An 8842-nucleotide genomic window follows, 5' to 3' on the forward strand; every position below is an offset into this window, starting at 1 on the left:
CAGCACAGTCCGGTCCCCAAGATATGTAGCCATATGACCCCCGAATCCGGGGAGAGGCCGCAACAGGTGTAAAAGGGGTTGACGCTTCGCGCTTTCCCCAATACCCAGCCCTATCTCGTGTGCAAGGTGATTCCGATTGCCTGACGCGAAACCGCCGAATACGACTCAGGCCCGGTGGCAAAAGCCTCGGGCCATGTGTTGTGAAAAAAGGTTCTGGTGCTACGGAACCGCAACAATAAGGAAGACGAAACATTGGCACGTATTGCCGGCGTTAACATCCCGACTGCAAAGCGGGTTCCCATCGCCCTTACCTACATCACCGGAATTGGCCCGTCCTCGGCGCGTTCCATCTGCGAAGCCGTTAACATCGACCTGACCCGTCGCGTCAACGAACTGTCGGACGCCGAAGTGCTCTCCATCCGTGAGCATATCGACGCCAACTTCACCGTTGAAGGCGATCTGCGTCGCGAAACCCAGATGAACATCAAACGCCTGATGGATCTGGGTTGCTACCGTGGCCTGCGTCACCGTCGGAACCTGCCGGTTCGCGGTCAGCGTACCCATACCAATGCTCGTACCCGCAAAGGCCCCGCTAAGGCCATTGCCGGCAAGAAGAAGTAAGGGAGCGCAACAGATATGGCACGTGATACCCGTCGTGGGGCCAAGAAAAAGGTCTCCAAGAACATCGCAGCTGGCGTCGCACATGTGAACTCCAGCTTCAACAACACCAAGATCCTGATCTCTGACGTGCAGGGCAACGCCATTTCGTGGTCGTCTGCTGGCACCATGGGCTTCAAGGGTTCGCGCAAATCGACCCCTTACGCCGCTCAGATGGCTGCAGAAGATGCGGCTAAAAAAGCTCAGGAACACGGCGTCAAAACGCTGGAAGTCGAAGTTCAGGGCCCCGGTTCGGGTCGTGAGTCGGCTCTGCGCGCTCTGGCTGCTGTTGGTCTCAACATCACCTCGATCCGTGACGTGACCCCGATCGCGCACAACGGCTGCCGTCCGCCGAAACGTCGCCGGGTCTGATCCGTACTGGTCTTTGAAGGGGGCTGCGCAGTTTGCGCGGCCTCTCTTTCGTCATTTTAACCTCGGGAGTTCCAGCCCTCGGACATGGGGCCAGAACAGGAATTGAGGAGACACGCATGATCCATAAGAATTGGGCCGAGCTGATCAAACCAACGCAGCTTGACGTCAAGCCGGGCAATGACCCGACCCGTCAGGCCACCGTTGTCGCAGAGCCGCTGGAGCGGGGCTTCGGCCTGACGCTCGGCAACGCTTTGCGCCGCATTCTGATGTCCTCTCTGCAGGGCGCCGCCATCACCTCCGTGCAGATCGACAACGTCCTGCACGAGTTCTCGTCCGTTGCTGGCGTGCGCGAAGATGTGACTGACATCGTTCTGAACCTCAAGGGCGTGTCCCTGCGCATGGAAGTCGAAGGCCCGAAACGGCTGTCGATCAATGCCAAGGGTCCGGGCGTCGTGACCGCTGCCGACATCACCGAGACGGCTGGCATCGAAGTGCTCAACAAAGAGCACGTCATCTGCCACCTCGATGAAGGCGCCGATCTGTTCATGGAACTGACCGTGGACACCGGCAAAGGCTATGTCGCTGCCGACAAGAACAAGCCCGACGATGCGCCCATCGGTCTGATCCCGATCGACGCGATCTATTCGCCGATCAAGAAAGTCTCCTATGACGTTCAGCCCACCCGTGAGGGCCAGGTGCTGGATTATGACAAGCTGACGCTGAAGATCGAAACCGACGGTTCGATCACCCCGGATGATGCCGTGGCTTATGCCGCACGTATCCTTCAGGATCAGCTGTCGATCTTCGTCAACTTCGAAGAGCCCGAGAGCGCTTCGCGTCAGGACGACGACGACGGTCTGGAATTCAACCCGCTGCTGCTGAAGAAAGTGGACGAGCTGGAGCTTTCCGTACGGTCTGCGAACTGCCTCAAGAACGACAATATCGTGTATATTGGCGATCTGATCCAGAAAACCGAAGCCGAGATGCTCCGCACCCCGAACTTCGGCCGCAAGTCGCTGAACGAGATCAAAGAGGTCCTGTCCGGCATGGGTCTGCACCTCGGTATGGACGTCGAGGACTGGCCGCCAGACAATATCGAAGACCTGGCGAAGAAGTTCGAAGACCACTTCTAAGATACCAATACAGGGCAGGGTGGGGCCTCCTCCACTCTGCTCAGACTTCGGGACGGGTCGTTCGCGCCTCGCCCCGGTGGTTCGGTCGGAAAGAAACACGCAATGTGTTAATCTCCGACCTGACCGAAATCGCACCTACGGTTGACCGCCGCGATACCGACGTTATACCGACGTGCGATTCTAGGGCCTTTTCGGGTCCGTTAATCAGACTGGGCATGACGCCCCAAGGAGAGTGATCCGCTCGCATGGATCACCAGACAAAGCAAAACCGCCCGTAGAGGGCAATAGGAGTAAGACACATGCGTCACGCACGGGGCTACCGCCGCCTGAACCGCACCCATGAGCACCGCAAGGCGCTCTTCGCCAACATGGCCGGCTCGCTGATCGAACACGAGCAGATCAAAACCACGCTGCCGAAAGCCAAAGAACTGCGTCCGATCGTTGAAAAACTGATCACGCTGGCGAAAAAAGGCGACCTTCACAGCCGCCGCAACGCCGGTTCGCGCCTCAAGCAGGACGCACTGGTTGCCAAGCTGTTCGAAGTTCTCGGCCCGCGCTACAAAGAGCGTCAGGGTGGCTATGTCCGCATCATGAAAGCGGGCTTCCGCTATGGTGACATGGCGCCGATGGCGATCATCGAATTCGTCGACCGCGATCTCGACGCGAAAGGCAAAGCCGACAAGGCTCGCCTGGAAGCGTATGAAGACGCTGAGTAATTCTCGGACCTGAGGGGCGCAAGCTCACGATGGTTTGAACCAAACCCCCGGTCCTTGTGGCCGGGGGTTTTGCTTTGTTCCGGGGCTGTGCCTTGCTTTTTGCTGTCCCGCTCCGCATATCTTCGGGGTCGCCATCCATCATAGGAAAGGCCCTCATGACCTTCTCGATTCCCCGCAGTTCCGTCCTCGCCTCCGCCCTCGTTGCGCTTCTTGCGCTCGGTCCGGGAGGGCCGCTTGCTGCGGAAACCAAGGTCCCGTCCTCTCAGGCCGAGATTTCGATGGGCTTCGCGCCACTGGTCAAGACGGCCGCGCCCGCCGTGGTCAACATCTACGCGAAACGCATCGTTGAAACCCGCCAGTCACCGTTTGCCAATGACCCTATCTTCTCTGATTTCTTCAAGAATTTCGGGCAGGTGCGGCCTCAGGTGCAGAACTCGTTGGGCTCTGGCGTGATCCTGTCGGACGACGGCTACGTGGTGTCGAACTTTCATGTGGTGGGCCAGGCGGACGAGATCCGCGTCGTGCTGAACGACCGCCGCGAATTCAACGCCAAGGTCTTGCTGGCAGACGAAAATTCCGACCTCGCGATTCTCAAGCTCGACGGCGTGAAGGACCTTCCGCACCTCGATCTGCGTGACAGCGACTCGGTTGAGGTGGGCGAGCTGGTGCTGGCCATCGGCAACCCCTTCGGCGTCGGTCAGACCGTCAGCTCTGGCATCGTATCTGGCCTCGCGCGCTCCGGCACCGCGACGGGCAGTGAGCGTGGTTATTTCATCCAGACCGATGCGCCGATCAACCCCGGCAATTCCGGTGGGGCGCTGATCGATGTGAACGGCAGCCTGATCGGCGTGAACACCTCGATCCTCAGCCGCTCAGGTGGCTCCAACGGGATCGGTTTCGCAATTCCGGCGGCCTTGGTGCGTCAGTTCCTTGATCAGTCCCGCGCTGGCAGTACCCATTTTGAACGTCCCTGGGCGGGCATGTCGGGCCACCCGGTGGACCTCGACATGGCTGAGGCGGCTGGGCTTGATCGCCCCGAAGGCATGGTCATCGACTCACTTCATGACGAAAGTCCGTTTGCGATCAGGGGCTTCGTGCCCGGTGACATCATTCTGGCGGTGGACGGCAAGCCGATCTCCAGCCCGGCAGAGATGCTCTATCGCATGACGGTCAAGGGGCTGGGTGGTCAGGCAGATGTCACGCGCCTCAGCGGTGGCAAGCGGGCCGACATCACTGTTCCGATGATTGCCGCACCAGAAGAACCAGCGCGCGCGGCCTTGGAAACGGGCGATCAGACCGCCATTCCCGGCATGACTCTCATCAACGTAAACCCTGCCGTGATCAATGAATTTCAGCTTCAGCTGGATGCGACAGGCGTGATGATTCAGGACCCCGGTCGCATCGGTCAGCGCGCGGGCCTGAAGGTCGGTGACGTGATCCTGACGATCAATGGCAAGGATGTCACCTCGCCAAAGGTGGCAGAGAAGGCGCTCAGCAATCCCGGTCGCTCGCTGGAGCTGGATCTGCTGCGTGACGGCAAGCAGGCGACGATGCGGTTCCGGCTCTGAATGGTGGATCTGTTCGACAACGGCACCCCGGAAGCGGAGCAGGGCAACGCGCCGCGCCCGCTCGCGGACCGTCTACGCCCTCAGACGCTGGCCGAGGTGATCGGCCAGCGTCAGGTGATTGGGCCTGATGCGCCACTGACGGTGATGCTTGAGGCAGGGTCGCTCGGCTCGATCATTTTCTGGGGTCCGCCCGGCACCGGCAAGACGACCATCGCGCGTCTGTTGGCGCATGAGACCAACCTGCATTTCGTGCAGATCAGCGCGATCTTCTCTGGTGTGGCCGACCTCAAGAAGGTATTCGAAACCGCCCGCCAGCGCCGCCGCACCGGGCAGGGCACGCTGCTGTTCGTCGACGAGATCCACCGCTTCAACAAGGCCCAGCAGGACGGCTTTCTGCCGCATATGGAGGATGGCACGATCCTGCTGGTCGGCGCCACGACCGAGAACCCGTCCTTTGAACTGAACGCGGCGCTGCTGTCACGCGCCCAAGTGCTTGTGCTGGAACGGCTTTCCTTTGAAGATCTTGAACGGCTTGCGCAGCGCGGAGAGGAGGCTCTGGGCCGCCCCCTGCCGCTGGAACCCGCCGCACGCGAGGCCTTGCTGGGCATGGCCGATGGCGACGGCCGCGCCTTTCTGAACCTGTTCGAACAGGTTGCGGCCTGGAAGGTGAAGGCACCCCTGACCCCGGAGGAGCTGGCCAAGCGGCTGATGCGGCGCGCGGCGAAATACGACAAGAACGGCGATGAGCATTACAACCTGATCTCGGCGCTGCACAAATCGGTGCGCGGCAGTGATCCGGATGCGGCGCTCTACTGGTTTGCGCGTATGTTGGAGGGCGGAGAAGATCCGCGTTTCCTCGCGCGTCGGATCACCCGCATGGCGATCGAGGATATCGGCATGGCGGACCCGCAGGCCCAGACAATTTGCCTGGACGCCTGGCAGGTCTACGAACGCCTTGGCAGCCCGGAGGGCGAGCTGGCGCTGTCACAGGCGCTGATCTACCTCGCGTTGGCGCCAAAATCCAACGCCGGCTATGCCGCCTACAAACAGGCCCGCGCTGCAGCCCGCAAGACCGGCAGCGCCATGCCACCCAAGCATATCCTGAACGCCCCCACCCGGCTGATGGAGGAGCAGGGCTATGGCAAGGGCTATGACTATGATCACAATGCCGAGGATGGCTTTTCCGGGCAGAACTACTTTCCCGACGGCATGAAACGGCCAGACTTCTATCAGCCGGTCGAGCGTGGGTTTGAACGCGATCTGCGCAAGCGGCTGGAGTATTTTGAAAAGCTGCGGATCAAGCGCGCGGAGGGTCGTGAGGACTAGCGTGCATACCCGCTGCGCCTTGACAACAAGGGGCTTCCGCGCGACAGACGGCCAATGATCCTGACTGTTTTACAAGTGGCCCTCGGCGGCGCTATCGGCGCGTCCCTTAGATATCTATCGGGCGTCGCGATCCTGCGTCTTTTCGGCTCAAGCTATCCTATTCCGCTCGGCGTGCTTTTCGTCAACATCTTCGGCTCTTTCCTGATGGGGGCGCTGGTGGTGTTGCTGGGCAACAAGGAGCTGACCCATCTGAACGCCTTTCTGGTGACCGGCGTTCTGGGTGGGTTCACGACGTTTTCCTCCTTCTCGCTTGAGGCCTACAGTCTGTTCGAACGCGGCCAGGTGGCCGCAGCGGCCACCTACGTTGGCCTGTCCTTTATCCTGTCCCTGCTGGCGATCGTGCTGGGCTTCACTTTCATGCGGGCGGTCTTGTCATGAGCGGCGTACAAACACTTACGATTTCACAAGAAGATGACGGCATGCGGATTGACCGCTGGCTGCGGCGTGCCTTTCCGCAGCTCGGTCAGGCCCGCATCGAAAAGATGTGCCGCAAGGGCGAGATCCGCGTCGATGGCGGGCGGGTGAAAAGCAACCACCGTCTTGCGCCGGGGCAGGAGCTGCGGATTCCGCCGCTGCCCGACACGGATGAACGCCCCACCACCGCCCCCGTCCAGCGCCGCATCTCGGCCGAGGACGAGGCGATGATCCAGGCCTGCGTGCTCTATCGCGACGACCATATCATTGCGCTGAACAAGCCGCCGGGCCTGCCCGTGCAGGGCGGCAGCAAGCAGACCCGCCATGTCGACGGCATGGCCGAGGCGCTGAAGTTCGGCTACGAGGAAAAACCGCGTCTGGTGCACCGCCTCGACAAGGATACCTCGGGGCTGCTGCTGCTGGCGCGGACCCGCGAAGCCGCACAAAAGCTGACCGCCGCCTTCCGCTCGCGTGAGACGCGCAAGATCTACTGGGCGCTCGTCGCCGGTGTGCCGACGCCCTACATGGGCACGATCAGCTATGGTCTGGTCAAGGCTCCGGGGCATGGCAAGGACGGCGAGGGCGAAAAGATGCTCTGCGTCCACCCGCGCGCCGTGGATGAGACCCCCGGTGCCAAGCGCGCCGTGACCGATTACGCCGCCCTCTGGCGGCTGGCGCAGCGCGCGACTTGGGTCGCGCTTGTGCCGGTCACCGGGCGCACGCACCAGCTGCGCGCGCATATGGCCGAGATTGGGCATCCGATCATTGGCGATGGCAAATACGGTGGGTCGGGTCAGGAAAACCTCGGCGATGGCTGGGGCGCGCAACTCGGCGGCGACATCAGCCGCAAACTGCACCTGCATGCGCGGTCTCTGCGCCTCAAGCACCCCTTCACCGGCAAGGAGCTGTTCCTTGAAGCGCCGCTTGCCGAACACATGTCCCGGACCTGGAAGTCTTTCGACTGGTCCGAAAAAGATGCCGCCGTTGATCCGTTCGAGGCCCAGGAATGACCGATTCGCACAAGCACCCCGACGCACAACTTCGCCTCGTGATTTTTGATGTCGATGGCACCCTTTCCGACAGTCAGGCCGATATCATCGGCTCGATGACAGATGCCTTCGTCGCAGAAGAGCTGACAGTTCCGCGCCCAGATGAGATCCTGGGCATTGTCGGTCTGTCGCTTGAGGTCGCGATGCCCCTTCTGGCGCCCGAGGTTCCGGACGAGACGTTGGACCGCCTGATTGCTGCCTACAAGGCCGCCTACATGCAGCGTCGTCTGGACGCCGGGGCAGGGCATTCTCCGCTCTATCCCGGGATGCGTGAGCTGGTCGAGGCCCTCTCGGCCGAGCCGGAAACCCTGCTGGGGATCGCCACCGGAAAATCCCGTCGCGGTCTGGTTGCCCTGCTGGAAACTTACCAACTGAGCCGCGCCTTCCAAACCATTCAGGTCGCGGACGATCACCCCTCCAAACCGAACCCCTCGATGATTCTGGCCGCTCTGGCCGAAACCGGTGTGGCGCCTGAACATGCCGTGATGATTGGCGACACACAGTTCGATATCGACATGGCCAAGGCCGCCGGCATCCGCACCATTGCGGTCAGCTGGGGCTATCACCCGACGACCAAACTGGCGCATGCCGACCTTCTGGTCGATGACGCCGCGGCGTTGCGCAAGGCTATCGACACACTCACATAAAGGAGCACCGGATGAGCGAGTGGAAAGCCCGCAGGTTCTGGAAGGCCGCCGACGTGGCCGAACAAGGCAACGGCTATACAGTCCTGCTCGACGGGCGTGAGGTCAAGACGCCGGCCAAGTCGCCGCTGATCCTGCCAAGTCGCGCGCTGGCCTTGCAAATCGCCTCTGAGTGGGACGCGCAGGACGGGGTGATTGATCCGCTCTCGATGCCGCACACGCGCACCGCGAACTCCGCCATCGACAAGGTGACGCCGCAGCACGCCGAGGTCGCAGACCTGCTGGCCGACTACGGCGACAGCGACCTGCTGTGCTATCGCGCCGAAAGCCCGACCGAGCTGGTCGAACGGCAGCAGGAGGCCTGGGATCCGATGCTGGACTGGGCCGCCCAGACACTCGGTGCCCGGCTGCATCCGCGCGCGGGTGTGATCCATCAGTCGCAGGATCCCGAGGCTGTCGCAGTGCTGACGCGCCGTGTCCGCGACCTCTCGGCGTTCGAACTGGCAGCCTTCCACGATCTGGTCAGTTTGACTGGCTCACTTGTGCTTGGTTTTGCGGCATTTTTGGATGCGGCGCCAATTAATCGTGTATGGGAAATATCCCGTATCGATGAGACCTGGCAGCAGGAGCAATGGGGCGTCGATGATGATGCTATGGACGTTGCTGGAAGGAAAAGCGTCGCGTTTCAGCATGCCAAGCACTTTGCCGATCTGACACGGGCCGTTTCCTGACGCCCTGAAGACGTTTCAACACACCACATGTTTGCCATTCTCGTCGCCATCTCGCGGCGCGAAGCCGGGTGATCGTTTAGTTTTCGTTATGTCACTCTTGACCACATGCGATGAATGAGCACACACTTTAGGCACTGTTGGGGGAGCGCCCCTAACGACTTTCGCTCACGGC

10 protein-coding genes are annotated in these 8842 nt (G+C 61.3%); all 10 read left to right on the top strand.

The genetic code is table 11. The annotated features are described in order from the left end of the window. Positions 1-252: 252 nt before the first annotated feature. The 10 genes from rpsM to F3W81_RS19805 all read left to right on the top strand — a co-directional run bounded on the left by rpsM (position 253) and on the right by F3W81_RS19805 (position 8670). Positions 253-621, top strand: coding sequence for a 30S ribosomal protein S13 (rpsM, locus tag F3W81_RS19760; protein ID WP_193081225.1), 369 nt, complete (start codon positions 253-255; stop codon positions 619-621). Positions 622-636: 15 nt separating this feature from the next. Continuing rightward, on the top strand, positions 637-1029 hold the full coding sequence (gene rpsK / locus F3W81_RS19765) for a 30S ribosomal protein S11 (RefSeq protein ID WP_119398459.1): 393 nt from the start codon (positions 637-639) through the stop codon (positions 1027-1029). A 116-nt stretch (positions 1030-1145) separates the two neighbouring features. Continuing rightward, complete coding sequence (locus F3W81_RS19770; RefSeq protein WP_193081226.1) at positions 1146-2162, top strand: DNA-directed RNA polymerase subunit alpha; 1017 nt, start codon at positions 1146-1148, stop codon at positions 2160-2162. Between the two features lie 299 nt (positions 2163-2461). Continuing rightward, positions 2462-2878, top strand: a complete 417-nt coding sequence (gene rplQ, locus F3W81_RS19775; RefSeq protein ID WP_193081227.1) for a 50S ribosomal protein L17 — start codon at positions 2462-2464, stop codon at positions 2876-2878. Positions 2879-3033: 155 nt separating this feature from the next. After that, entirely contained in the window at positions 3034-4446 is a 1413-nt protein-coding gene (locus F3W81_RS19780; RefSeq protein WP_193081229.1) for a trypsin-like peptidase domain-containing protein, read from the top strand. Further along, complete coding sequence (locus tag F3W81_RS19785) at positions 4447-5772, top strand: replication-associated recombination protein A (RefSeq protein WP_193081230.1); 1326 nt, start codon at positions 4447-4449, stop codon at positions 5770-5772. A 54-nt stretch (positions 5773-5826) separates the two neighbouring features. After that, on the top strand, positions 5827-6210 hold the full coding sequence (gene crcB / locus F3W81_RS19790; protein ID WP_193081231.1) for a fluoride efflux transporter CrcB: 384 nt from the start codon (positions 5827-5829) through the stop codon (positions 6208-6210). Beyond that, entirely contained in the window at positions 6207-7256 is a 1050-nt protein-coding gene (locus F3W81_RS19795; RefSeq protein WP_193081232.1) for an RluA family pseudouridine synthase, read from the top strand. The genes crcB and F3W81_RS19795 overlap by 4 nt, the downstream gene beginning before the upstream one ends. After that, positions 7253-7942: an HAD-IA family hydrolase gene (locus F3W81_RS19800; RefSeq protein ID WP_193081233.1), complete on the top strand. Its 690-nt coding sequence runs from the start codon at positions 7253-7255 to the stop codon at positions 7940-7942. Before F3W81_RS19795 ends, F3W81_RS19800 begins: the two co-directional genes overlap by 4 nt. 11 nt (positions 7943-7953) lie before the next feature. Continuing rightward, a complete protein-coding gene (locus tag F3W81_RS19805; protein ID WP_193081234.1) occupies positions 7954-8670 on the top strand; it encodes an ATP12 family chaperone protein in 717 nt (238 codons plus the stop codon). Positions 8671-8842: the final 172 nt, after the last annotated feature.

This window comes from Pseudooceanicola spongiae (genome assembly GCF_014899185.1).
GTDB classification, from domain to species: domain Bacteria; phylum Pseudomonadota; class Alphaproteobacteria; order Rhodobacterales; family Rhodobacteraceae; genus Pseudooceanicola; species Pseudooceanicola spongiae.